The following is a 26056-nucleotide window of genomic DNA, read 5'->3' on the forward strand; positions in this document are numbered from 1 at the left end:
CCTCAGCCGGGCGCCGCCGCTGTGCCAAATCCGATCAGCGACGCCATTTCGTCCACCGACAGCACATGCTGGATGTCCAGCGCGACGACGAACTTGTCGTGGTGATTGATCATGCCTTCGATGAACTCCGCGCGAATCTTCGCGCCGAAGCTGGGCCGCGGTTCGATCTGGCTATGCTCGACCGACAGCACCTCGCTGACCGCATCGACGATCACGCCCAGCGGCATCAATTGCTCTTCCTGCATGACTTCAAGAATCACGATGCAGGTGCGGCGCGCGATGGCGGTGGGCGGCCGGCCGAACCGAGCAGCGAGGTCGATCACCGGCACCACCGCGCCGCGCAGGTTGATTACCCCGCGCAGGAACTCCGGCATCATCGGAATCTCGGTCAGCCCGCCGAATTCGATGATCTCGCGGATGTGCTCGAGCGGGATCGCGAACATCTCGCCACCCAGCGTGAAGGTCAGAAATTGACGACCGCTGGGCGTATCCTGCTGACGGGCGATGCGGTTAGCCGCCGTTGTGGCAGGCAGATTGCTCATGGCAGCGCCTCCGCTCAGAACCGGGTGAAGGACGATTCGTCGACCGGATCGTCACCCCGGTCCAGCGTCGAACGGCGGGTGCCGGCCGGTGCGGGCTTGGCCACGCTCTTGCGTACCGCGCGCATGGCCCCGTGACCGCGGCCATGTGTTGCGTCGGCGACCTTGAAGAAACCAACCAGCTCCTGCAGCTGTACCGCCTGAGCGCTCATCTCCTCTGACGACGACGACAGCTCTTCCGACGCCGAGGCATTGGCCTGCGTGGTCTCGGCCAGCTGGCTCATCGCCGAGCTGATCTGCCCAAGGCCGTGCGTCTGCTCGCGCGAAGCAGCCGAAATCTCCTGCACAAGATCGGCCGTCTTGCGGATGGCGGGCACCATCTGGTCGAGCAGGCCCCCGGCGCGCTCGGCCATCGCGACGCTGTTGCCAGCCAGCCCGCTGATCTCCTGCGCGGCCACCTGGCTGCGCTCGGCGAGCTTGCGCACTTCTGCGGCCACCACGGCGAAACCCTTGCCGTGCTCGCCAGCGCGGGCGGCCTCGATCGCCGCGTTGAGCGCGAGCAGGTTGGTCTGATAAGCGATGTCGTCGATGATGCCGATCTTGTTCGCGATCTGGCGCATCGCGGCAACGGTTTCCTTCACGGCAGCGCCGCCCTCGCCCGCCTCGGTTGCGGAGGTAGTGGCCATCGTGTCAGTCACCCGCGCGTTCTCGGTGTTCTGCGCGACAGTGGAGGTGATTTCCTCCACCGCGGAACTGGTCTGTTCGACGCTCGCAGCCTGCTCGGAGGCGTTCTGTGAAAGTGTCTGCGCAGAAGCCGAGATCTGTTCTGACACTGAGGCAAGCGCCGTTGCGTTCTCACTGATTTCGGAGATCGTTCCGGTCAGGCGTTCGACCATCCGCTTCATGCTCGCCAGCAAGCTGGTCTCGTCACCTTTGGCTGTCTGGATGGCGACGGTCAGATCGCCCTCGGCAACCTGTTGCACCACCGACGACGCATAGTCGGGCTCGCCGCCCAGCGACCGAAAGATCGAGCGCGTCACGAGAAAGCCGATCAGCGCAACGACAAACAGCGTGACGCCAGCCGTCGCAAGCGCGACCAGCGTTGAACGGGACTTGACGTCAACAGCAGTCTTCTCGGCGTCCTTGGCAATCCCCACGTTGTACTGGATGTGGGCATCGAGCGCTTTGTCGTACTTGTCGAACAGCGGCGCAAGCTCGCCAGAAAGCACTGCCATCGCCTCCGGACGCTTGCCCTGTTTGAGCAGATCGATGTACTTCGTCCGCACGGCGCGTATCGAGTCTCGAATGCCGATCTCTTCTTTCAGCAAGGCGCGGTCCTTGTCGTCCGCAACCAGATCCTTTTCATAGAGCGCAAAGGCCTCGTTGGCCTTCTTCGAGTTCGCAGCGGTGTACTGCTCGATCTCTGCGATCTCGGCCGGCGTCTTGGCTTGCGCCATGCGCCACACGGCCGTGACGTTGTCGCCGGTAGCGTTGTTGATTGTGTTCAGCGCAATGAGGCTCGGCACCACATTCACGGTGGAGAAGTTCGCGGCCTCGAACAGGTCGTTGGCCTTCTGGTAATTCACGCCCACCAGCACGACGATGCCGAACAGCGCCGCCAGGACCAGGCTGAGCATTTTGTGGACCAGTTTCATTTTCATACTCCTGACTTTCGAGGGCACTTCAGCAGGTTTCTTGAATCGGTCTTGGTCGTTACGGTCATTCGCCAGCCAACGGCAGTTGCCCGGCTACGGTGCGAGGGCGCCGGGCGAGTTCGTGATCACGGCTCGACGCCATCTCGATCAAACGGGGCACATCAAGGATCAGCGCGACCCGGCCATCACCGAGGATGGTGGAACCGCTGACGGTCTTGAAATGTATGAAAAGTTCGCCGAGCGGCTTGATCACGGCCTGGAACTCGCCGAGCAGGCGGTCGACCACCACGCCAGCCCGGTTGTTGCCGAACTGCACCACGACCAGGCTCTCGCGCACGCCCTCCACCACAGGCATGTCGAACAGCTCGCGCAGCCGGACAAAGGGCAACGGCTCGCCGCGCAGTTGCACGATGCTGTGCTGCGCGTGGTGCTCGGTCAGATCGATGCACTCGACCACCAGATCGAGTGGCAGCACGAAGATCGATTCGCCCACCATGACCTGGAAACCATCGATGATCGCGAGCGTCAGCGGCAGGCGGATTCGGACGGTAGTGCCCTCGCCTGCGACGCTCAACACGTCGACCTCGCCGCGCAGCGCCTCGACGTTCTTGCGCACCACATCCATACCGACGCCACGGCCGGAGAGGTTGGTGATCTGCTCGGCGGTGGAGAACCCCGGCTCGAAGATCAGCCGGAAGATGTCGCCGTCGCTCAGCACCGCGTCCGCCGCCACAAGGCCGCGCTCCATCGCCTTCGCAAGAATGCGTTCGCGGTTGAGGCCACGGCCGTCGTCCGACACCTCGATGACGATGCAGCCGGAATCGTGGTACGCGTTCAGGCGCAGCGTGCCGTTCAGTGACTTGCCGGCGGTCGCACGCGCCTCGGTGGCTTCGATGCCGTGGTCCATCGCGTTGCGCACGATGTGCATGAGCGGGTCTGCGAGCTTCTCGACCATGGATTTGTCGAGTTCGGTCTCGGCCCCGGTGATCACCAGTTCGATGCTCTTGCCGAGATCCCGCGAGATGTCGCGCACCACGCGCGGGAAGCGCTGGAAGACCTCACCGATCGGCACCATGCGCAGCGTCAGCGACGCGTCGCGAATCTGCTCGACCAGCGTGGATAGCGACTGCGATGCCTCTTCGAAGGCCGGGTCCTTGCGCTGGCGAGCGATCAGCCGCGTTCCGGCGCCGGCGATCACCAGTTCGCCGACGAGATCGATCAGTGCATCGAGCTTCGACACCTCCACCTTGATGAACTTCTGCTCCTGCGCCTTGCGTTCTTCACTCTGCTTCTGGCGCGTCAGTGCGGCGGTGACGACCGCCTCTGGCACGATTTCGCGCTCGACCAGCAGGCCACCGATCGGCTTGCGGATGTGCTGCTTCTGCTGCAGCTCGAGCACCCGCTCAAGCTCCGCCGGCGTCAAGGCGCCGCCTTGAACAAGGATCTCGCCCAACCGGCCCGGATCGGCCATCGAGTTGATCAGGTCGACGTATTCCTCGATCTTGCCGTTGGGCGGCAGGATCTTGATCTGGCTGTCATCGCGGACGAATTCGAATACGCCTTCGATCGCCTGCCGGTCGGCGTCGGTCTGCAACCCGATCTCGAATCCGAGGTAGCAGGCCTCCGGGTCCATCGCATCCGCCGCTGGCATTTCGTCAGAGACGGTCTCCATGTAGACGATGCGGCCCAAGGTGCGCAGGTAGTGCAGGAAGGCGATCGGATCGAGGCCGTGGCGCAGCACATCGGGTGAGAAGCGCAGCGACAGGTGCCAGCTGTCACTCGCGACGCCCGCGCTGCCGGCCACCTGTTCAGGTTCGGCATCGGCGGTTGCGGTGACCGCCGTCGTTGCGGCCGCAGCAGGCTCCGGCACGGGCTCAAGATGCGCCTGCAGCGCGGCTTCGAGGGCGGCACGGCGCGCCGGGTCGGGCTCGTCGTCCTCCTTGCGCTCGGCGATCGCATCGACCAACACGCCGATGTAGTCGCCACACTTGAGCAGCAGTGAAAGCATCGCATCGTCGATCGCAACTTCGCGTTTGCGAATGCGATCCAGCAGGCTCTCGACGATGTGGGTGAAGCTGACGATATTGTTGAAGGCAAACAGCCCAGCCGAGCCCTTGATCGTGTGCGCGGCACGGAAGATCGCGTTGACCGCTTCCGGGTTGGCGCCGTCGGACTCGATTTCCAGCAGCGCGTTCTCCATCGCCACCAGCAGTTCGCGCGCTTCCTGCACCAGCGCTTCGCGGGCCATGTCCATTTCCATCATTCACCCCGCGCTGGCCACGAGTACTGGATCGCCCAGCACGCCGGCCAGATTCAACAGATCGATCACGCCCAGCACGGCGGCACTGTGCAAACAGTATTCGAGCGCCTTGCCCTCTTTCGCAGCCTGCCGCTTGAGCGCGATCAGCAGCTGTGTGCCCGCGGTATCGACTTCCTCGACACCGGACAGGTCCACCGCGAGCCCCTGTGGCGCCGCAGCCAGCGCGGCGCTGAGGCGTTCGCGCAGTTCCGCCGCCTCGAAGATCGTCATGCCGCCGGTGATGCAGAGCACATGGCCGCCGTCCCGCGTTTTCTCGCTTACCGGCATGGCTGCCTCCGTCAGGGTGCGATCAGTTTGGCCACCGCATCGAGCAGCGCGGGCGGCTGGAAGGGCTTGACCACCCAGGCACGCACCCCCGCCGCCTTGCCTTCGGCAATCTTGCTCTGGTCGGTTTCGGTGGTGAGCATGATCACCGGCGTGAAGCGGTAGTTCGGCAACTGCTTCGCCGCCTTGACGAAGCTGATGCCGTCCATGTTCGGCATGTTCACGTCGGAGATGATCAGGTTGAACTTGCGGCCATCGAGGCAGCCCAGCGCCTCCTTGCCGTCACCTGCCTCGATCACGTCGTAGCCGGCGCCCTTAAGGGCAATCGCCAAGGTGCGGCGAAGACTGAAGGAATCATCAACGATCAGGATGGTTTTGCTCATGGTCGTGCCTGGTTGCTAGAAGAAGGTGATGCCGCTCGCGATCGGCTTGGCGCTCGTGGCACCTTTGCCGTGGTGGACTTCGTGCTGTTCGAGCGTGGTGTAGCTGCTGGCCAGGCGATCCATCCAGGCCTTCACGTCGAGCAAGGCAGCCTGGTCCGGGTTCTCGGTCAGCGTGCGCGAGGCCTCGGCCAGGTGCGACATGTCCTGCAGGATGTGGTCGAGAATCTGATGCACCCGATCCTCGAACTGGAGGTTGACCAGCACCGCCTCGATGTCCGCTTCCACTTCGCGGCGTTCCGCCTGCAGGGCCGACACCGAATCCTGCAGCGCATGCGCGGTGCCGTTGAAATCGCCGATGATGCGTTCGGCCGTCGCACGCGATTGTTCGACGATCGCCTGCTCGTCCTTGGCGAAGGTCTCCGACATCGTGAGGGTCTGCCTAATCGCATCCGCCACCGTCGCAACGATGCCGCGTATCCGCTGGCCGGTGTCGCCCGACTGGGTGGAGAGCTTGCGCACCTCATCGGCCACCACCGCAAAGCCACGGCCGCTCTCGCCAGCGCGCGCCGCCTCGATGGCGGCATTGAGTGCCAGCAGGTTGGTCTGCTTGGCGATGTTGGCCACATCCTCCGCCATGCGCTGCAACTGCTCGGTGTATGCCGCCACGCCGCCGATCTGTTCGATCAGGCGCGCGCGGAATGCCTGTGTCTGGTTGAGCGTTTCGACCATCTCGCGCAGCCCGCGCTCGGCGTGCTGGATCGTCTGCAGCGCCTGCGCTTCGTCATTGCCAACACCGGCATTGGCCGCCAGCCGCTGGCTCAGCGAAGCGAAGCCCTGCGCCAGCGCATTGATCGCCGAGCGCATCTGCTCCTGCGCCTGCGTGACATGCTTGTTCCAGAGCGGCACGACGTCGGCAACCAGATGCGGCAAGGTGTGGTCCACGCGCTGTGCCATCCCGCTGCGCTCCGAGGGCTCGACCGCAACGGCGGATTTCGGCGGCGAGGCTTCGCGCCCCGCCCAGAGCAAACCCACCGCCAGAAGCACGGACCAGGCGAGGCCCCACCACCATGTGGCAGCAAGCCACGCACTGATCGGGATATTGAGGACAACGAGGGCGACGAGTGCCGGACGCCGGGAAAGAGTTGCCGCCAGACCCATTTCAGTCTCCGTTGCAGGGAAGGGATTCAAGGCTGCTCGCGGATCGACGCGCGAAAACACTGACGCGCCAGATGCCCGAGTGGTTTATCGGCGCCCCCGCAACGAACTTGAGACAACTTGTAAAACTTCGCAAACAGGATTGCCTAGGCAGTAGCGGCGTGCAGGGACATCACGAACGGCCCTGCGGGCCCGGGCAGGAAGTCGCGCTAAACTCGCATCACCATGATCGAAACCGACCGGCTCAGCCCCCTTCCGCCCAGCGAGCGCCTTGTCGCCGCCGCACCCGCATCCTCGCAGGAGGAGGCGCTTGAGCGCGCGCTGCGGCCCAAGCGGCTGGCCGACTACACCGGGCAGGTTAAGATCCGCGAGCAGCTGGAGATCTTCATTGGCGCCGCACGCAACCGCAAGGAAGCGCTCGACCATGTGCTGCTGTTCGGCCCGCCAGGCCTGGGCAAGACCACGCTGGCCCACATCATCGCCGCCGAAATGGGCGTAAACCTGCGCCAGACCTCAGGCCCGGTGCTGGAACGCGCGGGCGATCTGGCCGCGCTGCTGACCAACCTTGAACCGCACGACGTGCTGTTCATCGACGAGATCCATCGCCTCTCGCCGGTGGTCGAGGAAGTGCTCTACCCCGCGCTGGAGGACTATCAGATCGACATCATGATCGGCGAGGGCCCGGCCGCCCGCTCGGTCAAGCTCGACCTGCCGCCCTTCACGCTGGTCGGCGCCACCACCCGCGCCGGCATGCTGACCAATCCGCTGCGCGACCGCTTCGGCATCGTCGCCCGGCTCGAGTTCTACAACGCCGAAGAGCTGCGCCAGATCGTCGGCCGCTCCGCGCAATTGCTGAAAGTCGGCATCGAGGACGATGGCGCGCTCGAAATCGCCCGCCGCGCTCGCGGCACCCCGCGTATCGCCAACCGCCTGCTGCGCCGCGTGCGCGACTTCGCCGAAGTAAAGGCGAACGGCGAAATCACCCGCCCGGTTGCGGATGCCGCGCTGACCATGCTCGACGTCGACCCGGTCGGCCTCGACATCATGGACCGCAAGCTGCTCGACGCGGTGATCGAGAAGTTCTCCGGCGGCCCGGTCGGCGTCGACAACCTCGCCGCCGCGATCGGGGAATCGCGCGACACGATCGAGGATGTGCTCGAGCCCTACCTGATCCAGCAGGGCTACCTGCAGCGCACCCCGCGCGGCCGTGTCGCCACAGCTGCGGTGTATCGCCATCTGGGCCTGCTGCCACCCAACAGCGCCACACCGGAACTCTGGAAGGACTGAGCACCCCGGGCGTGTGGCGCATCACGCCGCGCTAGGCGGAACATCGGCACCGGCCATTCCGCCTGCATTAAGATGCCGCTTTCCCCGCCACCGTGAGACGCGACCATGTCTGAACAAAACCCCTACGCACCGCCGTCGGCCGAAGTTCGTGACGCAGCCCCCGCCAGCGATTCAGCCGAGACTCTGATTCCCGAAGGCCGCACCGTCGCCGCCGGGCGCGGGTTCGGCTGGTTCGTCGATGCCTGGCAGCTGTTCAAGCAACAGCCAATGATGTGGTGGCTGGTGATCCTGATCACCTTCGGCGTCATGATGGTGGCGTCGCTGATCCCGCTGGTGAACATCGTCGTCGGCGTTGCCTTCCCGCTCGTCTCGGCAGGCTTCGCATCGTGTGCAACAAGCCAGCGCACCAAGGGCAGCTTCGAAGTCGGCCAGATTTTCGATGGTTTCCGTGAGCAGACTGGGCAGCTGCTGCTTATCGGGGTGATCTACATCGGTGCGATCTTCGCGATCGGCGCTATCGTCGCGATCGTGGTTGGCACGTCCGGACTGTTCGGTGCCCTCTTCGGCGGCCGTGCGTCGATTGCCGCGATGGCCGGCACCGGCATCGGCATGGGCCTGCTTTTCTTCGTTGTCATCATGTTGCTCGCCACCAGCGTGATCTTCGCGCCCTATCTGGTGTTCGAACAGAAGATGAGCGCCATCCAGGCCATGCAGGCAAGCATCAAGGGTAGCTTCAAGAACATCCTCGCCGGACTGGTCGGCATGCTGTCCTACATCGTCCTCGCGATCGCTGCGACGATTCCGCTCGGCCTGGGCTGGTTGGTGCTGTTCCCGGTCCTGATGCTGACCGTGTATGTCGCCTACCGCGACATCTTCATCGAGACGGGTAACGCCTGACCCCTTGATGCTCGACACGGTTCGCGAAGTCTCCACACCTGAGCTGATCGCCCTGCGGCTGCATTGCGCGGGGCCGGTCGCCCGGGCGCTGGCATGGTTTGTCGACCTCGCGATCCGATTCGGCATCTATCTGGCGCTGGCCTTCCCGCTCAGCGCCTTCGGCAAGGCGGGCACCGGTCTGATCTTGGTTGGTGCCTTCCTGATCGAATGGTTCTACCCGGTTTTGTTCGAAGTGCTTGCCGGCGGCGCAACGCCCGGCAAACGTGCAGTCGGGCTGGTCGTGCTGAATGCGGACGGCAGCCCGATCGGATGGGCTGCATCGATGACGCGCAACCTGTTGCGCGTGGTCGACTTCCTGCCCTTCTTCTACGCCATCGGTCTGGTTTCGATGCTCGCCACGCGGGAATTCCGCCGCCTCGGCGACATCGTTGCCGACACCGTGGTGACCTACCGGCGTGCCGCGGTCGCCCTACCGGTCGCGCCCGATGCGCCCCGCTGGCGGCCACACCAGCCGATGTCGCGCACCGCGCAGCGTGCGGTACTGGCCTTCGCCGAGCGCGCACCGCGACTCTCACCGGAACGCGCGGAGGAACTCGCTGAGCAGGCGCCGATGCTGACCGATGACGCCCACGGCGCGCTTGCGGTGTCACGGCTTTACGGCCTCGCACACTACCTGAGTGGGCGCGAGCAATGAGGCAGGAACAGTTCGAAGCGCGCTTCGGTGCGCGCTGGGACGCCTTCGAACAGTGGCTCACCTTCGCGCGCCTGCCGCGGCGCCAGCGCGCCAAGCAGCCCGCCCCCTTCGCCGATGACAATATGGCACCGCGCTACCGCGAGATCTGCCAGCACCTGGCGCTTGCCCAGTCGCGCGACTACGGTCCCGCGCTGACTGAGCGGCTGCATCGGCTGGCCCTTGAAGGGCACGATCGCCTGTATGGCACGCCGGGGGGTGGCATGCGCCGTTTCGGCCAGTACCTCGCTGGCGGCTTTGCGCGCGATGTGCGGCGTGAATGGCGCGTCGTGCTCGCTGCGCTGCTTGCCTTCGCGCTGCCCTATGTCGCCACGATGATTGCAGTGCGGCTATCGCCCGATTTCGCCTACATCGTGTTGCCGGCGGAGCAGCTCGCACAGTTCGACACGATGTACGGCCCCGACGCCGCGGAGCTCGGCACGGCGCGTGGCGCACGCGACGACCTGACGATGTTCGGCTTTTACATCTACAACAACATCGGGATCGGCTTCCGCACCTTCGCGAGCGGGTTGTTCGCAGGCCTCGGCACACTGCTGATGTTGCTCTACAACGGTGTGTTCATGGGCACTGTCGAGGGCCATGTGGTCAACCTCGGCCATGCGGTGCGCTTCTATTCCTTCGTGGCCGGACACAGCAGTTTCGAACTGAGCGCCATCGTGCTCTGCGGCGCTGCCGGCCTGCGGTTGGGGCTCGCGCTGCTGGCGCCCGGCGAGCGTATCCGCGGCGCCGCGCTGCGCTTGGCGGCGCGCAGCGTGATCGGCGTCGTGGCGGGCGCAGCCGCAATGCTTGTCATCGCCGCCGCGCTGGAAGCCTTCTGGTCACCGCGCACGCTGCCGCTGCAGATCAAGATTGCTGTGGGCTGCTTCAACTGGTTGCTGGTGCTGGGCTATCTGCTGCTTGCGGGGAGACGCGATGCGCCCTGAGCAGTTGGCGCTGGTGCTGCGCCCACGCAGCGGCCTTGAAGCGGTGGACCTCGGGATGCGGCTGGTGCAAGCCCATGCGCGCAGCATCTTCGCAAGCAGCTTCGCGGTCGTTCTGCCGCCTGCGCTGCTGATCATCGCCCTGGTTGGTTACGGGCTGGAAATGCCCACCCTGGCCGGGATGCTGATCTGGTGGCTGAAGCCGCTCTACGATCGCGCGCTGCTGCACGGCCTGTCACACGCCGTGTTCGGCGAACAGCCCGGCGTGCGCCAAACCTGGCGCGCACTGCCGGGGCTGATCCGCCGCAGTGCGCTGTTGCCGGCGCTGCTCTGGCGACGGCTCGACCCGCTGCGCAGCACGCGGCTGCCGGTGGATCAGCTCGAAGGGCTCAAGGGCCGCATCGCGCGCGATCGCCGCCGCATTGTCGCCAACCGCGTTGGCGGCGCCGGGTTCGGCCTGATGTTCTGCTGCACCAACTTCGAGTACGTACTGTTGCTGGGCGTCATCGCGTTGATCGAGAACCTGCTGCCCGAACGGGTTTCGATCCTCGAACACATCTGGCCCGCGATGACTGGCAACGACGTTGTCGATCCGCAGCAGGTGCTTTGGGTTGAGCTCGGCTTCAACCTCAGTTACGCCTGCGTGGTCGCGCTGATCGAACCGTTCTATGTCGCAGGGGGTTTTGCGCTCTACCTCAAGCGCCGCACCGACCTTGAGGCCTGGGACGTGGAGCTGCTGTTCCGCCGCCTTGCGAGCGAAGGTGCCAAGCGGCTCACCATGCTGGCGCTGGCGGTAGCTTGCGGCACCCTGATGCTGCCGCTGCCAGACGCCCAAGCGGCCGAGCCGCAACGTGAGGCCGCCATCAGAAAGGCCCCGTCTGTCATCGCCGATGTCCTGAAAGCGCCCGAGTTCGGCAAGCACCGCAAGCGCCAGGAGCTCCAACTGCGCACAGAACCGGACGCGCCCGCCAAGGACGCGCCGGGCTGGTTCAAGCGATGGCTCGAGTTCTGGCGCGGCGCGGGCCGCTGGATGGCCGAAGGCCTGCGCGTTGCGGGCTGGATCGGCATCGCGATTGTGGCCGCGATACTGCTGCGTCTGCTGCTGCGACAGCTCGGCGTGGTTCGTGCCCGTCGCACCCCTCCGCCACCTCCGGCAGAAGTCGCGGGCCTGGACATCCGCCCTGAATCGCTGCCCGACGATGTGGCCGACGCCGCACGCCAGTTGCTCGCCGCCGGCCGTCACCGCGAAGCGCTGGGCCTGCTCTACCGCGGCGCCCTGTCGCGTCTGGCGCATCAGGCACACATCCCCTTCGCACGTGGCGATACCGAAGGCGATTGCCTGATGCGCGTAACCCGTGCGGGCAGTGGCATGCGCGCCTACTTCGCGCTGCTGACGCGCACCTGGCAAACCGTCGCCTACGCCCATGCCGAGCTGGCCGAAGGCGAAGGCGACGCGCTCTGCGCCGGCTGGCGCGAGGCCTTCGGAGGCCGCCAGTGAGCCGCGACCGTCGCCTGGCGATCTTGCTGGTGATCGGCCTGATCGTGATCGCCAGCGCCTGGCTACTGCCGCGCCTCGAATGGGTCGAGGTCGATGTGCCGGCCCGCCCGAGCGGCGAGGCGCTGCGCGATGACGCGCTCGCCGCGCGACGCATGATTGCGGCTTTGGGCTACCGCACCCGCGTCATTCAGGACGCGACCGAGCTGGCCCGCCTGCCGCAACACGCCACGCTCTGGCTCAACCAGGCTTTGCCGGACGCCGCAGCGGGGCGAACCAGTGAGCAGATCGCCGCCTGGGTAAATGCCGGCGGCCACGCAGTGATCGCCGTGCCCGGTTCGTGGCAACCCCAACGCCTGTCAAAATCGTTTGGCATTCAGGCGCTCGGCATGCACGTGGCCAAATCCGGCGCACGCATCGACATTGAGGGGCGCCCGATGCTGGTCGGTATCCGCCAGTGCGACGTATTCACCACGAGCCACCCTGTCATGTGGCAGGCCACCGTAAAGGGCTACAAACCCCGACGCGGTGACGACGAAGACGATGAGCCCGACGAGAGCAACGCGCACGCCAAGGCGCCTGCCGGCAAGGCGCTCGACACCGCAGAAGCGATCGCCGTCGCCCGCTTCCGCGTTGGCAAGGGCGCGTTGACCGTGCTGTGTGACGACCGCCCGATGCTCAACCCCAACATCGGCCAGCAGGACAACGCGCGCTTCGCCGCAGCGGTGCTGCTCGAGGGCGATCGTGACGAAGTCATCTTCGCCACGCAACCGGAATACCCAGCCCTGCCACTATGGCTGTGGCAGCGCGCGCCGCTGCTGATTCTGTCACTTGGCACACTGGTGATGCTTCTGTTGTGGCGAGCCGGCATACGCTTCGGCGCCTTGCAGGCGGTTCCCCCTGCTTCACGCCCCGGCCTGCAACTTCACTTGCGTGCGCTCGCCGCCTTCCTGCTGCGTCAGCGCCAATATGAGGCCCTCTTGCGCGGCCCGCGCGACGAAGTCCGACGGCTGCTGGCCAAACTGCCCGGCAACACCGCCGAACAAATCACCGACGCGGCGAAGCGCGCGGCACTCACGCCAGAAGCCATCACCGAAGCGCTGGAAACGACGCCGCGCGACGCCCATCACTATCTGCGCCAGGCAACCACCCTGGCGCAGCTCGACACTCGGCTGCGCGCTGCGCGCCCCGGTTCTGCACGAAGGAAGACACGATGACATCTCCGCTTTCCCTCAGCGATGCCCACCGCCTCGCCCGCGCGCTGCACGACGAAGTCAGCCGCGTCTTCATCGGTCAGCGGCAGGTGGTGGATGAAACGCTGTGTGCGCTGTTCGCGGGCGGCCATGTGCTACTCGAAGGCGTTCCCGGTCTGGGCAAGACCTTGCTGGTGAAAGCGCTGGCGAAGGCCTTCGAAGGCAGCTTCTCGCGCATCCAGTTCACGCCCGATCTGATGCCGGCCGACGTAACCGGCCATACCCTCTACGACGCACGCAGCGGCCAGTTCCTGACGCGACGCGGGCCGGTCTTCGCCAACCTGCTGCTGGCCGATGAAATCAACCGCGCCCCGGCCAAGACACAAGCCGCGCTGCTGGAAGTGATGCAGGAGGGCCAGGTGACGATCGATGGCAAGGCCGAGCCGCTTCCGCCGCCGTTCCTGGTGCTCGCGACACAAAACCCGATCGAGCAGGAAGGCACCTACGCGCTGCCCGAAGCCCAGCTCGACCGCTTCCTGCTGAAGGTGCTGATCGACTACCCGGCGCACGCCGACGAACGCGCGCTGGTTGCCTGGGCGACCGGCGGGCGTGTTGCGGACCGGCTCGAAGTCGATGCGGTCAACACCGTCACCAGCACCGACCAGTTGCTAGCGATGCAGCAACTGGTCGCCCACCTGCCGGTCGACGACGCGGTGCTCGACTATGCCGTTCGGCTCACCCGCGCAACGCGTGACTGGCCCGGCATCGCGATCGGCAGTGGCCCACGCGGCGCGATTGCACTGGTGCGCGCTGCGCGCGGCCGTGCGCTGCTCGCTGGCCACGACTATGTGCTGCCCGACGACATCAAGGCCGTCGCGCCCGCCGCGCTGCGTCACCGCGTATTGCGCTCGGCCGAGGCCGAAATCGAAGGCGTCGAAATGGCGGCATTGCTGGACGACCTGCTCACGCGGGTCGACGCGCCACGCACCTGAGCGCTTGATGCTGCTGCCCTCCCGCCCCCTGCTGCTGATCGTCGCCGCACTGGCCGCCGCCGCGCTGGCGCCGACGCTTTGGCCCTGGCTGCTGTCGGCGTGGCTGATCGTCGCCGCGGGCCTTGCCGCGCTGGCGGCCGTCGACGCCGCGCTGAGCTGGTGGGAACACGCACCCAGCGCCGCACGACGGGTTGAACACGCCCTGCCGCTGGGCGAGAGCTCGCCCGTGACGCTGACGATCGGATGGCATGGCAAGCGGCCGCGATCAGCTTCCGTCTGCGACCATGCGCCGGCCGCCTGTGATATGCATGGCATGCCGGTGGCGATCGAACTCTCGGCCAGTCGCGCGGCTGTCGTTACCTATCGGCTGCATCCGAAAGCGCGTGGCGAGCACCATTTCGGCCCGGTCGCGCTGCGCGTCCGCTCGCCGCTCGGGCTCTGGCAACGCCAGCACCGCATCGAGGTTGCCAACCGCGTGCGCGTCTATCCCAACTTCACGGTGTATAGCCGCCATGCCTTGCTCGCCGCCGATGCTCGCAGCGCCGCCAGCGGCGTGCTCAAGCGTCGCCGTCGCGGCCAGGGGCTCGATTTCGAGCAGTTGCGTGAGTACCGCGAAGGCGATAGCCCGCGCCAGGTGGATTGGCGCGCCACCTCGCGGCTGGGCAAGCTGATCTCTCGCGAGTACCAGGACGAACGCGACCAGCGCATCATCCTGATGCTTGATGCCGGACGCCGCATGGGCGCACGCGATGGCAGCCTGTCGCATTTCGATCATGCACTCGACGCGCTACTGCTGCTCGCCCAGGTCGGCCTGCGGCACGGCGACGCTGTCGGCTTGCACACCTTGGGCGGCCACAGCCGCATGCTGGCGCCGCACAAGTCACGCAGCACGCTGACGCGCATCCTCGACGCGGTGTACGACCTCGAACCGACGCTCGAAGCCTCGGACTTTGAAAAAGCCGCGCAGCAGTTGCTGGCGCGCGACAAGAAGCGGGCGCTGGTGGTGATTCTCACGAACCTGCGCGACGAGGACGACGACAACCTGCTCGCCGCGGCACGCCTGTTGGGCAGCCGGCATCTGGTGCTGGTGGCCAGCCTGCGCGAACGTGCATTGGACGCGATCGTCGATATGCCGGTCGGAGATCTCGACAGCGCGGCGCTACACGGCGCCGCCCACGATTACCGCAGCCGCCGCGAGGCGTGCTTTCGCCGCTTGCGCCAAGCCGGCGTGCTCTGCCTCGACACCACGCCCGAATCGCTCGCAATTACAACAGTCAACCGCTATCTGGCGGTCAAGGCAGAGGGTCGCCTCTGAGACTTTCCGGCGCGGTGGGTAAAATGCGCCGATGAAAGCACGTCAGCCAGATCCGAATCTGTTCCTCGCGCAAGGAATGGCCTTGCATCAGCGGGGCCGCCTGCCAGAGGCGGTTCAGGCCTACCAGGCCGCTCTTCGCGCCGCCCCCAACCTGCATGCTGCGAGCAAGTACCAGGGCCTGGCGCTTTTCCAGATGGGCTTAAGGGAGCCCGGGCTGGCGATGATGCGCCGCGCTGCAGAACAACTGCCGGACGACGCATCGGCCTTCTTCAACCTCGGGCAGGCGCTGTGCGAAATCGGACGTGATCGCGAAGGCCTCGCAGCGTTTGTACGCGCAGCCGAGATCGACCCGACGGAGACCGATACGCGGCGACGCATCGCCCAGCTTGCTGAGCGACTGGGCGACCGAGCGCTTGCGATCACGCATCTGCGCGCCGTCGCCGAGCAACAGCCGGACGCCGCTGATGTGTGGGACGCGCTGTCGCAGCTTTGCTATTTTGAAGGCCAGCTCGAAAGCGCCGTGGATGCACATCGGCGCGCGGTGGCACTCAATCCAAAGATTCTCGATCAGCGACGCATCGGCTACGCGGATCCGGATCCGGCGCTCGCGCCACGGACCATCCAGTTGCAGCCGGACGCAGCACGCCATCCGTCGATGGCCAAGCCGGAGGCGCTTGCCGCCTTCGCCGAGGCAACCGGCCTCGCGATCATCGACGACGCACTCAAGCACCCGCTCGGCTACCGCGAACACGCGCTGGAGCAGGACTTCCAGCCCATCGTCTACGCCGGCCAGAATTTCCCCGGCTTGCAGACCAAGGGCACTGATCCGCAGGACATCATGGCCCTGGTCGCCAGCGCGCTGGGGCGGCGGGTCAAGTGGATATCTCCCGACACCGGCGCTTACCGCGTGTCTTACGCAGGCTCGACCGCACGAACCGACATCCACGTCGACAACGAAGACGGCGACAACTGGGATCGCTTCGCTGCAGTGCTCTACCTCAACCTGCCCGGTCAGGAACAGGGCGGCACGATGTTCTGGCGCCATCGCGATACCGGCTGGGAACGCCGTTTGCCGGACGAAGAAGTCCGGGCCGCGGGCTTCCGTAGCTTCAAGGCATTCCAGGAGCGCTGGCTGCCCAATCAGGCGAGCCGCCCGTTCAATGAGATCGCCGACGGCCGCGACGCTTGGGAGCCTATCGTCGAACTGCCGATGCGCAACAACCGCCTCGTTCTGTACCGCGGCCATTTCTTCCATTCGCTGTCGAACGTATTCGGCTCGACCCTGCAGGACGGGCGCCTGGTGCAGCTCTTCTTCTTTGAGCCGGCCTGAACGGACAAACCGTTGGTTACGTGTGGTTACCAGTGAGTAGGTGCCGGGCGTGTAAAATTGTGCGATGCATCGACACCACGCCCCGGCGCATCGCTTCGCGGTGCGCGTCTATTACGAGGACACCGACGCCGCTGGTGTCGTGTATTACGCGAACTATCTCAAGTTCTGCGAACGTGCCCGCACCGAGTGGCTGCGGGCACTTGGTTTTGAGCAGCAGATGCTGCGCGAGGAACGCGGACTGGTTTTCGTGGTCCGCAACGTCGAAGCCGAGTACCTCAAGAGCGGTGTGCTCGACGATGCGCTAACGGTAGAAACCTACGTTGCCGAAATGGGCCGCTCGAAGATCGTATTCGCCCAGACCGTCATGCGCGGCAGCGAACGCTTGTTTGAATCCCGTGTCAGCGTTGTCTGCGTGGACTGGAACAAACGCAAGCCCACGTCGGTGCCGCCTGACATCCGGACGCTGATGGCGTCCAACCTTGACTCTCATTCGGAATCCCATCGATGACCGGAAACGACGACCTTTCCATCCTTTCGCTGATCGCGCACGCCAGCATCGTCGTCCAGTTGGTGCTGCTGCTGCTGATCGTTGTGTCGCTGATGTCGTGGTACTGGATCTTCCGCAAGGGCATCGCAATCCGCGCCGCGCGCGCGCGCACCACCGAGTTTGAACGCGAGTTCTGGAGTGGCGGCGACCTCGGCGCGATCTACCGCAGCGCATCGGCCTCGCGCGAAATGGTCGGGCCGCTGGGCCGCATCTTCGAAGCCGGCTATCGCGAATTCGCCAAGCTGCGCGGCCAGAACAACCTCGATGCCTCGGACATCATCGACGGCGCCCGCCGCGCGATGCGCGCCACCTACCAGCGCGAGCTCGACGACCTCGAAGCCCACACCGCGTTCCTCGCCTCCGCCGGTTCGGTGAGCCCGTATGTCGGCCTCTTCGGTACGGTGTGGGGCATCATGCACGCCTTCAAAGGTCTTGGTGACGTCGGCTCGGCCACCCTGTCGCAGGTCGCGCCCGGCATCGCTGAGGCGCTGGTTGCCACCGCAATCGGCCTCTTCGCTGCGATCCCGGCGGTGGTTGCCTACAACCGCTTTGCCTACGACATCGACCGCCTCGCCACCCGCTTCGAGAGCTTCCAGGAAGAATTCTCGAACATCCTGCAGCGCCAGTTGAAGTGATGGCACCGCACTCAAGCATTCGTTCGCGCGCCCTCCAAGGCTCGCGCGCCGCCCGTGGGGCGACCCGGCAGGAGGCCTCATGAGCCGTCGTCCGCGCCGCATGATGAACCAGATCAACGTCGTGCCCTACATCGACGTGATGCTGGTGCTGCTGATCATCTTCATGGTGGCCACACCGATGATGACCACCGGCAATGTGAACCTGCCCTCGGTCGGCAAGGCGCCGCAGCCACCCGCTCAGCCCATCGAAGTGCATCTGGACGAGAACCTCCAGCTCTCGGTCGTCGACCGCGCACGCAAGGGCGCACAGACGAAGGAGGTCAGCGAGAACGAGCTAGTCGGTCTGCTGCAGGACGCGCAGGCTCGTAACACCGAACAGCCAGTGCTGATCGCTGCCGACAAGCGCGTGAAATACGAAGCCGTGATGAACCTGATGGATCTTCTGCAGAAGAATCAGGTGCAGAAGGTTGGCCTGCTGGTCCAGCAGGGCAAGCGCTGAGGACCGCCCGGCATGGAGTTCAACCCCGCGCTGCGAACGCCCGAGGAGCCCGGCAAATGGCTCTCGGCGGGCATGGCCGCGCTGGTCCATCTGGTGCTCCTTGGCATCCTTTTCTGGGGCGTGAACTGGCAGCGTAAGGCGCCGGAATCCTTCGAGGTTGCACTGGTGCGTGCCAACACGCCGAGCGTTGCCACGGAACCGCCACCTCCCCCGCCGCCAGCGCCGCGCGAAACCGCGCCGACGCCACCCCCGAAGCCCGAGCCCAAGGTGGAAGCCGAAGCACCCAAACCCGTCGCCAAGCCGGATATCGCGCTGCCAACGCCCAAGCCCGAAAAGAAGCCAGAGAAGAAACCCGAGCCTAAGCCGGAACCCAAGCCTGAGCCCAAGCCAAAGCCTGAACCCAAACCAGAACCCAAAACGAAGGCCGACAAACGCGAAGCGCAGCCGGATCTGCGCGCCGCAGCGGAAGCCGAATCCCGCGCGGTGCAGGCAAAGGCCGCCCGTGAAGCCGCCAAGGCTCAGCAGGATCGCGCACTGAAGGAAGAGATGGCACGCCTGTCCGGCGCCAAATCCGATCGCGCACGCGACGACTGGGGTGACAAGATTCGCAGCAAGGTGCGAGGCAATATTGTTCTACCCCCCGGGCTAACGGGAAATCCGTCTGCGGTCTTTTCCATTGAACTACTCCCTACCGGGGAAGTGCTTAGCGTGACTTTGTCGCGATCCAGCGGCAACAAGGTTCTGGATGACGCAATCGAACGCGCGATTCGCAAATCCAGTCCGCTACCTCTCCCTGAAAAGCGAGAAGTGTTTGAGCGAATCATTGAACCCACCTTCCGCCCGCTCCAGCAGTAGGAATCCCGAAGGCCTGCAATGACTTATAATCGCAAGATGCTCTCCCGACGTGACTTCCTCCACACCGGCGCCGCTGTCGCCGGTCTTGCGGCAGTTCCGGCACACGCGCAGCTGCGCATCGAGATTACCGGTGCCGGCGCAAGGCAGTTTCCGATCGCAGTCGCCGCGTTCGATGGCGAAGGCCTGCTGCCGCGCTCGATCTCGGATGTAGTGCGTGCCGACCTTGAGCGCTGCGGGCTCTTCCGCATCGTCGAAACCGGCCCGCAGCCGGTGGGCGAAACCGCCAAGATCGATTTCGGAAACTGGAAATACCGTGGCGCCGACGCCTTTGTGGCGGGCAGCGTCACGCGCATGGCCGATGGCCGGCTGGCCGTGCGCTTCCGCCTGTTCGACACGACCAAGGCGAGCGATCTGGGCGGGCTCGAACTGACGATCCTGACCGAACAGTTCCGCTACGCAGCTCATCGCATTGCGGACTGGGTCTACGAAAAACTGCTCGGCGAGCCGGGCGTTTTTTCAACGCGGATTGCCTACGTCGTCAAGAACGGTCGCCAGTATCAGCTGCAGATCGCCGATGCCGACGGCCAGAACGCCAACGCCGCGCTGGTCTCGGACGACCCGATCATTTCGCCGGCCTGGTCGCCTGATGGTACGCGTCTGGCCTATGTGTCCTTCCAGACCAAGAAGCCCGTCATCTACATCCATACCCTGGCGACGCGGCAACGCACGGTGCTCTCGAACTTCAAGGGTTCGAACTCGGCGCCGGCCTGGGCCCCCGACGGTAGCCGCCTGGCGGTGGTGCTGACCAAGGACGGCTTGTCGCAGATTTACGAATTGCGCACCGATGGCAGCGGGCTGCGGCGCCTGACGCAATCGAACGGCATCGACACGGAACCGCACTACTCGCCGGACGGTCAATTCCTCTATTTCACGTCGGATCGGGGCGGTTCGCCGCAGGTTTACCGGATTCCGGCGAGCGGCGGCGAAGCGGCACGCGTGACTTTCGATGGCAGCTACAACGTCAGCCCGCATGTATCGCCGGACGGCAAGACGCTCGCCTACCTGACACGCAGCGAAGGCCGCTTCCGTATCGCATTGATGGATCTGGCCTCGCAGCAGGTTCAGATCATTACCGACTCGGACAAGGACGAGTCGCCGAGTTTCGCGCCAAATGGCCGTCTGATCCTCTATGCCACCGAGGTCGGCGGGCGCGGCGTTCTGTCTGCGGTGTCCGCCGACGGGCGCGTCAAGCAGCGCCTCTCGGGTTTCTCCGGCGATGTCCGGGAACCCGCGTGGGGCCCGCTGCCAAAATGAGTGGCATGGGCACTAAATTTTTGAATAACACAGGAGCTTCACATCATGCGTAACCTGCTTCTCCCCTCCCTGCTCGCAGCTGCTCTCGCCGCTTGTAGCACCGCCCCGACCGAGACCACCGCGCCGGTCGCCGACACCAAGCCGACCAAGCCGGCCGAAGTCACCAAGCCGGCCGAACCGGTCAAGGTTGACCCGCTGGCTGCGCTCAAGGATCCGAACAACATCCTGTCGCACCGCAACGTCTACTTTGACTTCGACAAGTACGACATCCGCGTGATCTATCAGCCGATGATCGAAGCGCACGCCAAGTTCCTGGTTTCGAACCCGCAGCTGAAGGTCCTGATCCAGGGTAACGCCGACGAGCGTGGCTCGCGTGAATACAACCTCGCGCTCGGCCAGAAGCGTGCGGAAGCCGTCAAGAAGGCGATGGGCCTGCTCGGCGCTAAGGATGCTCAGATGGAAGCAGTGTCGCTCGGCGAAGAGAAGCCGAAGGCTACCGGCCATGACGAAGCTTCGTGGGAGCAAAACCGTCGCGCAGACGTGCTGTACTCGGGCGAGTACTGATAATGCGCGGCATTGCGCTCGCAATGCTGCTCGGCGCGGTTGCCCTTCCGGCCCGCGCCGGGCTTTTTGACGACGACGTCGCGCGCAAGCAGATCGAAAGCGTGCGGATCGATCATGAAAACCGGCTGGGAACGCTCGAAGCCTCGGCCCGTGGTCAGATCGAACTGGCCAACCAGATCGAAGCACTGAAGCAGGAACTCGCAAAGCTGCGAGGCCAGATGGAAGTGCTGACGAACGATCTGGATCAGGCGCAGAAACGTCAGCGCGATTTCTATGTCGACCTCGACACGCGACTGCGCAAGTTCGAGACCGCTGCGGTCGCACCTGACGCCTCGCAGTCGGCACCGGCTACCCCTGCCGCCGACCCGGCCAACGAAACACGCGACTACGAAGCCGCGTTGAATCTGGTCAAGGCGGGCAAGAACAAAGACGCAGCAGCAGCCTTCATTGCCTTCACCAAGGCCTACCCGAAGAGCAGCTTCCTGCCCAGTGCCAACTTCTGGGCCGCTTCCGCGCTCTACCAGCAACGTGAAGTCGCCGAAGCCGCGCGCTACTACGGCAAGACCGCCGAAAGTTGGCCCGATGACGCTCGCGCACCGGACGCCTTGCTTGGCCTGTCGAACTGCCAGACGGAGCTCGGTGACAAGAAGGGCGCACGCGCATCGCTCGAGAAGATCGTATCGAAGTACCCGTCCAGCCCTGCCGCACAAACCGCGAAGCAGCGCCTGGGCAAGAAGTGAGCAGCCCCGTATCGTCGGTCGGCGCAACACGATTGCGCCTGACCGAAATCTTCTTTTCGCTGCAGGGTGAATCCACCCGCGTCGGCTTGCCAACCGTCTTCATCCGCCTGACCGGCTGCCCACTGCGCTGCGTGTGGTGCGACACGACCTACTCCTTTACCGGCGGCGAGTGGTACACGATCGACGCGATCCTCGCCGAGACCGCGCGCCACGGCACCCGCACGGTATGCGTCACCGGTGGCGAACCGCTTGCCCAGAAAGCCTGCCTGCCGTTGCTGACCGCCCTGTGCGACGCAGGCTACTCGGTGTCGCTGGAAACCTCGGGCGCGCTCGATATTGGCGCGGTCGACCCGCGTGTGTCGCGCATCATGGATTTGAAGGCGCCAGGATCCGGTGAGGTCGCGCGAAACCTCTTCGCGAACATCCCGCTGCTGCGATCCGACGATGAAGTGAAAATCGTCCTCGCCGACGAAACCGATTACCTCTGGGCGCGAGAGCAAATCGCCAGCCATAAGCTGACCGAGCGCTGCACGGTGTTGCTGTCGCCGGTCCAGGGTGCCTTGTCGCCGGCACAGCTGGCCGAATGGGTACTGCGCGATCAGCTCCCCGTTCGCATGCAGGTACAACTGCACAAGGTGATCTGGGGCAACCAGCCCGGACGCTGAGCCCTACGGCTCAAGACGCACACAATGCATCAAGGAACGACCATGACCGAACGACGCGCCGTCGTCCTGCTTTCTGGCGGACTCGACTCGGCAACCTGCCTCGCCATTGCTCGCGCAGAGGGCTTCGTCCCGTATGCGCTATCCGTCTCATACGGCCAACGGCACGCCGCCGAGCTGCAGGCCGCGACACGCGTCGCCGCCGCACTGGGCGCGCGCGAACACCGCACCGCGCAGGTCGACCTCGGCCAATTCGGCGGCTCGGCGCTCACCGATGCAGCTATCGCCGTACCCACCGGCGGCATCGAAGCCGGCATACCGGTCACCTACGTGCCGGCCCGCAACACCGTGATGTTGTCGCTCGCGCTCGGCTGGGCCGAAGTGCTCGGCGCCAACGACATTTACGTCGGCGTGAACGCTGTCGATTACTCCGGCTACCCCGACTGTCGCCCGGAGTTCATCGCCGCCTTCGAAGCGATGGCCAATCTCGCCACCAAGGTCGGCGTTGAGGGCGCGCGCATGCACATCCACGCCCCGCTCATCGAATTCTCGAAGGCTCAGATCGTGCAGCGCGGCGTGGCGCTCGGCGTCGATTACGGCATCACCGTATCGTGCTACCAGGCCGACGACGAGGGCCGCGCCTGCGGTAAGTGTGACGCCTGCAGGCTGCGCCGTGCCGGTTTCGAGGCGGCAGGAATCTCGGACCCGACCCGTTACCGCCCGTCACGCTGATTTCCGCCGGCGCTGTCGGCGGTGTTGACAGGCGAAAGTCCGGGACCTATAATTATTTGCTCTGTTTGGCCTGGGTCGGTAGCTCAGTCGGTAGAGCAGCGGACTTTTAATCCGTTGGTCGCGAGTTCGAGTCTCGCCCGACCCACCAGTCCGAACAATGCAAGACCCTTTGGGGGTATAGCTCAGTTGGTAGAGCAGCGGACTCTTAATCCGTAGGTCCAAGGTTCAAGTCCTTGTGCCCCCACCAGATACAAGAAAAAGCCCAGTCTTCGGACTGGGCTTTTTCGTTGACGCTTGTCGTCAGCGGCGGCGTGAAGACGAGCCGCCCAGAATTGACCCGAGCACCCCACGGACGATTTCGCGGCCAACCTGGCTGCCTAGCGTGCGGGCGACGCTCTTCGCTGCGGTCTGCACCAAACCATCGTGCTGCGCGCCACGCGGGCCGGTTGTACCGAACAGAATCCCACTCAGCACGCTGCCGAGTCCGCCGCCTTCGGCGGGCGCTTGGCCCGGTGCCTGCGTGCCAATCGCGGGCTTGCCTGCCCCATTGCCGCCAGCCGGGGCGCCACGCAGACGCTCATAGGCGGATTCACGATCGAGGACTTCTTCGTAGTGGCCGTACAGTAGCGAACCTTTGATCACCGCATCACGCTCGGCGGCGGTCAGCGGGCCGATGCGCGTACCCGGCGCGGTGATGAACGCGCGCTCGACCACCGCTGGACGCCCCTTGTCGTCGAGGAATGACACCAGCGCCTCGCCAACACCCAATTCGGTGATTGCAGTTGCAGCGTCGAACTTCGGATTCGCGCGCAGCGTCTGCGCCGCTGTCTGTACCGCTTTCTGGTCGCGCGGCGTGAAGGCGCGCAGCGCATGCTGCACGCGGTTGCCAAGCTGGCCCAGCACCGTATCGGGAATGTCGAGCGGGTTCTGCGTCACGAAATAGACGCCCACGCCCTTGGAGCGAATCAGGCGCACCACCTGTTCGATCTTCTCCAGCAGAGCAGGCGGCGCCTCGTTGAACAGCAGATGCGCCTCATCGAAGAAGAACACCAGCTTCGGTTTATCGAGGTCGCCCACTTCCGGCAGATGCTCGAACAGCTCGGCCAGCATCCACAGCAGGAAGGTGGAATACAGCCGCGGCGAGCCATACAGCTTGTCTGCCGCCAGGATGTTGATGACGCCGTGGCCCTTTTGATCGGTCTGCATCAGGTCGGCGATGTCGAGCATCGGCTCGCCAAAGAACTTGTCCGCCCCCTCCTGCTCGATCGACAGCAGACCGCGCTGGATCGCGCCGATCGACGCCGCGGAGACGTTGCCGTACTCGGTGGTGAATTGTTTCGCGTTATCGCCGACGTGCTGAACCATCGCGCGCAGGTCTTTCATGTCGAGCAACAGCAGGCCGTTGTCGTCGGCAATCTTGAAGACCAGCTGCAGCACGCCGGCTTGCGTGTCGTTGAGGTTCAGCAGGCGCGCAAGCAACAGCGGGCCCATGTCCGAAATCGTTGCCCGCACCGGATGCCCGGCGGCGCCAAAGACATCCCAGAACAAGGTCGGGCAGGCCTCGAAGGCTGGCAAATCAATACCCAACTGCTCGGCGCGCGCCTTGAGCTTGGGCGTTTCAGTGCCGGCTGCGCCAAGGCCGGAGAGATCCCCCTTCACATCGGCCATGAACACCGGTACACCGATGCGCGAGAAAGATTCGGCGAGCTTCTGCAGGGTCACCGTCTTGCCGGTACCCGTGGCGCCAGTGATCAGGCCGTGGCGGTTGGCAAGCTGGGGCAGCAGGGCGATGTCCTGCTGGTCGACGCGGGCAATGACGAGCGGTTCGGTCATGGCGGACTCCGGAGGGCTGCGAGGATTTGGCCGCGAGCGTAGCACGAGCAGTGGGCCTCTCCGCCAGCCCGCCATGATGCAGCGCAAGCCGCACCGGCCGCGCCACCCTGGCCTGCGGTGTAGAATTACCGGCTTTGCGATTAACCGGAAATCTGGATCATGGCGGGTCACTCGAAATGGGCCAACATCCAGCACCGCAAGGGCCGTCAGGACGCCAAGCGGGGCAAGGTGTTCACCAAACTGATCAAGGAAATTACGGTCGCGGCCAAGATGGGCGGCGGCGACCTTACGGCCAACCCGCGTTTGCGGCTGGCCGTCGACAAGGCGAAGGCCGAGTCGATGCCCAAGGACAACATCGAGAACGCGATCAAGCGCGGCACCGGCCAGCTTGAAGGCGTCACGTATGAAGAATGCCGCTACGAGGGCTACGGCATCGGCGGCGCGGCGGTGATGGTCGATTGCCTCACCGACAACAAGGTTCGCACCGTGGCGGACGTGCGCCATGCCTTCTCGAAGTACGGCGGAAACATGGGCACCGACGGCTGCGTGGCGTTCCAGTTCAAGCACTGCGGCACCCTGCTGTTCGCACCGGGCACCAGCGAAGACGCGCTGATGGATGCCGCGCTTGAAGCGGGCGCGGAAGACGTTGTGACGAACGACGACGGCTCGATCGAAGTCGTGACCGGTCCGTGGGAATTCTCGGCCGTGAAGGAAGCGCTGGAAGCAGCCGGCTTCAAGGCAGAGTTCGGCGAAGTCACGATGAAGGCGCTGAATGAAACGGTGCTCGCAGGCGACGAAGGCGAACGCATGCAGAAGCTGCTCGACGCACTCGACTCGCTGGACGATGTGCAAGAGGTCTACACCTCGGCCGCAATCGACGAGTGATTCACCCCCAGCCGGGCGCACCCTGCGCCCGGCAAACCCGGAGCTTCCGGATGAGCAATGCCCCGGTGATTGAACGGCGTACGGACAGCGCACTGCGCGCCAAGGTCGACGCCGCTTACGCGCTGATCGCGCCGTTCTTCGACCCCTCGAACCAATGGGCCGGCCGTTCGCAGGACATGCTTGCCTATCGCACGCTACGCGACCGCATGCCCGAGCTCGACGCGAGCCAGGCACATCTGATCGTCAGCGTTGCCCGACGCATGGCGCGCGAGCGCGGACAGCCGAGCTGATCGC

General features: G+C 65.0%; 27 protein-coding genes and 2 tRNA genes. 22 read left to right on the forward strand and 7 right to left on the reverse strand.

Annotated features, from left to right (window positions below):
* Positions 1–2: 2 nt before the first annotated feature.
* The 6 genes from HH302_RS16020 to HH302_RS16045 all read right to left on the reverse strand — a co-directional run bounded on the left by HH302_RS16020 (position 3) and on the right by HH302_RS16045 (position 6319).
* Positions 3–542, reverse strand: coding sequence for a chemotaxis protein CheW (locus HH302_RS16020; protein ID WP_172203256.1), 540 nt, complete (start codon positions 540–542; stop codon positions 3–5).
* 14 nt (positions 543–556) lie between these two features.
* Complete coding sequence (locus tag HH302_RS16025; protein ID WP_253946178.1) at positions 557–2194, reverse strand: methyl-accepting chemotaxis protein; 1638 nt, start codon at positions 2192–2194, stop codon at positions 557–559.
* A 64-nt stretch (positions 2195–2258) separates the two neighbouring features.
* Entirely contained in the window at positions 2259–4442 is a 2184-nt protein-coding gene (locus HH302_RS16030) for a chemotaxis protein CheA (RefSeq protein WP_253946179.1), read from the reverse strand.
* A 15-nt stretch (positions 4443–4457) separates the two neighbouring features.
* Positions 4458–4781, reverse strand: a complete 324-nt coding sequence (locus HH302_RS16035; RefSeq protein ID WP_172203258.1) for a lipid asymmetry maintenance protein MlaB — start codon at positions 4779–4781, stop codon at positions 4458–4460.
* Between the two features lie 11 nt (positions 4782–4792).
* Positions 4793–5161, reverse strand: coding sequence for a response regulator (locus tag HH302_RS16040; RefSeq protein WP_172203259.1), 369 nt, complete (start codon positions 5159–5161; stop codon positions 4793–4795).
* 15 nt (positions 5162–5176) lie between these two features.
* On the reverse strand, positions 5177–6319 hold the full coding sequence (locus tag HH302_RS16045) for a methyl-accepting chemotaxis protein (protein ID WP_172203260.1): 1143 nt from the start codon (positions 6317–6319) through the stop codon (positions 5177–5179).
* 222 nt (positions 6320–6541) lie between these two features.
* On the opposite strand from HH302_RS16045, the gene ruvB reads away from it, so the two are divergent.
* From ruvB to HH302_RS16145, 20 genes are all read left to right on the forward strand, one after another.
* On the forward strand, positions 6542–7603 hold the full coding sequence (ruvB, locus tag HH302_RS16050) for a Holliday junction branch migration DNA helicase RuvB (RefSeq protein ID WP_172203261.1): 1062 nt from the start codon (positions 6542–6544) through the stop codon (positions 7601–7603).
* A gap of 105 nt (positions 7604–7708) precedes the next feature.
* Positions 7709–8500 carry a BPSS1780 family membrane protein gene (locus HH302_RS16055; protein WP_172203262.1) on the forward strand — a complete coding sequence of 264 codons (792 nt, stop codon included), beginning with the start codon at positions 7709–7711 and terminating at the stop codon, positions 8498–8500.
* Between the two features lie 7 nt (positions 8501–8507).
* The gene (locus tag HH302_RS16060) at positions 8508–9194 is read left to right on the forward strand and encodes an RDD family protein (protein WP_172203263.1); all 687 of its coding nucleotides are present in this window, start codon (positions 8508–8510) and stop codon (positions 9192–9194) included.
* Positions 9191–10174: a stage II sporulation protein M gene (locus HH302_RS16065; RefSeq protein WP_172203264.1), complete on the forward strand. Its 984-nt coding sequence runs from the start codon at positions 9191–9193 to the stop codon at positions 10172–10174. The genes HH302_RS16060 and HH302_RS16065 overlap by 4 nt, the downstream gene beginning before the upstream one ends.
* Entirely contained in the window at positions 10164–11669 is a 1506-nt protein-coding gene (locus HH302_RS16070; protein ID WP_172203265.1) for a DUF4129 domain-containing protein, read from the forward strand. The genes HH302_RS16065 and HH302_RS16070 overlap by 11 nt, the downstream gene beginning before the upstream one ends.
* Positions 11666–12883, forward strand: coding sequence for a DUF4350 domain-containing protein (locus HH302_RS16075; protein ID WP_172203266.1), 1218 nt, complete (start codon positions 11666–11668; stop codon positions 12881–12883). The genes HH302_RS16070 and HH302_RS16075 overlap by 4 nt, the downstream gene beginning before the upstream one ends.
* Entirely contained in the window at positions 12880–13851 is a 972-nt protein-coding gene (locus HH302_RS16080; RefSeq protein WP_172203267.1) for a MoxR family ATPase, read from the forward strand. Before HH302_RS16075 ends, HH302_RS16080 begins: the two co-directional genes overlap by 4 nt.
* A gap of 7 nt (positions 13852–13858) precedes the next feature.
* Positions 13859–15166, forward strand: coding sequence for a DUF58 domain-containing protein (locus tag HH302_RS16085; RefSeq protein ID WP_172203268.1), 1308 nt, complete (start codon positions 13859–13861; stop codon positions 15164–15166).
* 31 nt (positions 15167–15197) lie between these two features.
* Positions 15198–16496 carry a DUF6445 family protein gene (locus HH302_RS16090; RefSeq protein WP_172203269.1) on the forward strand — a complete coding sequence of 433 codons (1299 nt, stop codon included), beginning with the start codon at positions 15198–15200 and terminating at the stop codon, positions 16494–16496.
* Between the two features lie 64 nt (positions 16497–16560).
* Positions 16561–17004 carry a tol-pal system-associated acyl-CoA thioesterase gene (ybgC, locus tag HH302_RS16095; RefSeq protein WP_172203270.1) on the forward strand — a complete coding sequence of 148 codons (444 nt, stop codon included), beginning with the start codon at positions 16561–16563 and terminating at the stop codon, positions 17002–17004.
* The gene (gene tolQ, locus HH302_RS16100) at positions 17001–17678 is read left to right on the forward strand and encodes a protein TolQ (RefSeq protein WP_172203271.1); all 678 of its coding nucleotides are present in this window, start codon (positions 17001–17003) and stop codon (positions 17676–17678) included. The genes ybgC and tolQ overlap by 4 nt, the downstream gene beginning before the upstream one ends.
* Positions 17679–17757: 79 nt before the next feature.
* Positions 17758–18177 carry an ExbD/TolR family protein gene (locus tag HH302_RS16105; RefSeq protein ID WP_172203272.1) on the forward strand — a complete coding sequence of 140 codons (420 nt, stop codon included), beginning with the start codon at positions 17758–17760 and terminating at the stop codon, positions 18175–18177.
* A 12-nt stretch (positions 18178–18189) separates the two neighbouring features.
* A complete protein-coding gene (tolA, locus tag HH302_RS16110; protein WP_253946180.1) occupies positions 18190–19032 on the forward strand; it encodes a cell envelope integrity protein TolA in 843 nt (280 codons plus the stop codon).
* An 18-nt stretch (positions 19033–19050) separates the two neighbouring features.
* Positions 19051–20346, forward strand: coding sequence for a Tol-Pal system beta propeller repeat protein TolB (tolB, locus tag HH302_RS16115; protein ID WP_246479685.1), 1296 nt, complete (start codon positions 19051–19053; stop codon positions 20344–20346).
* Positions 20347–20391: 45 nt separating this feature from the next.
* Positions 20392–20910, forward strand: a complete 519-nt coding sequence (pal, locus tag HH302_RS16120; protein ID WP_172203273.1) for a peptidoglycan-associated lipoprotein Pal — start codon at positions 20392–20394, stop codon at positions 20908–20910.
* 2 nt (positions 20911–20912) lie between these two features.
* Positions 20913–21650: a tol-pal system protein YbgF gene (ybgF, locus tag HH302_RS16125; RefSeq protein ID WP_172203274.1), complete on the forward strand. Its 738-nt coding sequence runs from the start codon at positions 20913–20915 to the stop codon at positions 21648–21650.
* A 32-nt stretch (positions 21651–21682) separates the two neighbouring features.
* Positions 21683–22315: a 7-carboxy-7-deazaguanine synthase QueE gene (gene queE / locus HH302_RS16130; protein ID WP_216661947.1), complete on the forward strand. Its 633-nt coding sequence runs from the start codon at positions 21683–21685 to the stop codon at positions 22313–22315.
* A gap of 42 nt (positions 22316–22357) precedes the next feature.
* Complete coding sequence (gene queC / locus HH302_RS16135) at positions 22358–23044, forward strand: 7-cyano-7-deazaguanine synthase QueC (RefSeq protein WP_172203276.1); 687 nt, start codon at positions 22358–22360, stop codon at positions 23042–23044.
* Between the two features lie 72 nt (positions 23045–23116).
* Positions 23117–23192 (forward strand) — tRNA-Lys (locus tag HH302_RS16140).
* A gap of 23 nt (positions 23193–23215) precedes the next feature.
* Positions 23216–23291, forward strand: a tRNA-Lys gene (locus tag HH302_RS16145).
* 53 nt (positions 23292–23344) lie between these two features.
* Here the strand turns inward: HH302_RS16145 and HH302_RS16150 are convergent.
* Positions 23345–24877, reverse strand: coding sequence for a helicase HerA-like C-terminal domain-containing protein (locus tag HH302_RS16150; protein WP_172203277.1), 1533 nt, complete (start codon positions 24875–24877; stop codon positions 23345–23347).
* A 159-nt stretch (positions 24878–25036) separates the two neighbouring features.
* Between HH302_RS16150 and HH302_RS16155 the strand changes: the two genes are divergently transcribed.
* Positions 25037–25762, forward strand: coding sequence for a YebC/PmpR family DNA-binding transcriptional regulator (locus tag HH302_RS16155; RefSeq protein WP_172203278.1), 726 nt, complete (start codon positions 25037–25039; stop codon positions 25760–25762).
* 50 nt (positions 25763–25812) lie between these two features.
* Positions 25813–26052, forward strand: coding sequence for a hypothetical protein (locus HH302_RS16160; RefSeq protein WP_172203279.1), 240 nt, complete (start codon positions 25813–25815; stop codon positions 26050–26052).
* Positions 26053–26056: the final 4 nt, after the last annotated feature.

Source organism: Niveibacterium sp. COAC-50 (genome assembly GCF_013184235.1).
Taxonomy (GTDB): Bacteria; Pseudomonadota; Gammaproteobacteria; order Burkholderiales; family Rhodocyclaceae; genus Niveibacterium; species Niveibacterium microcysteis.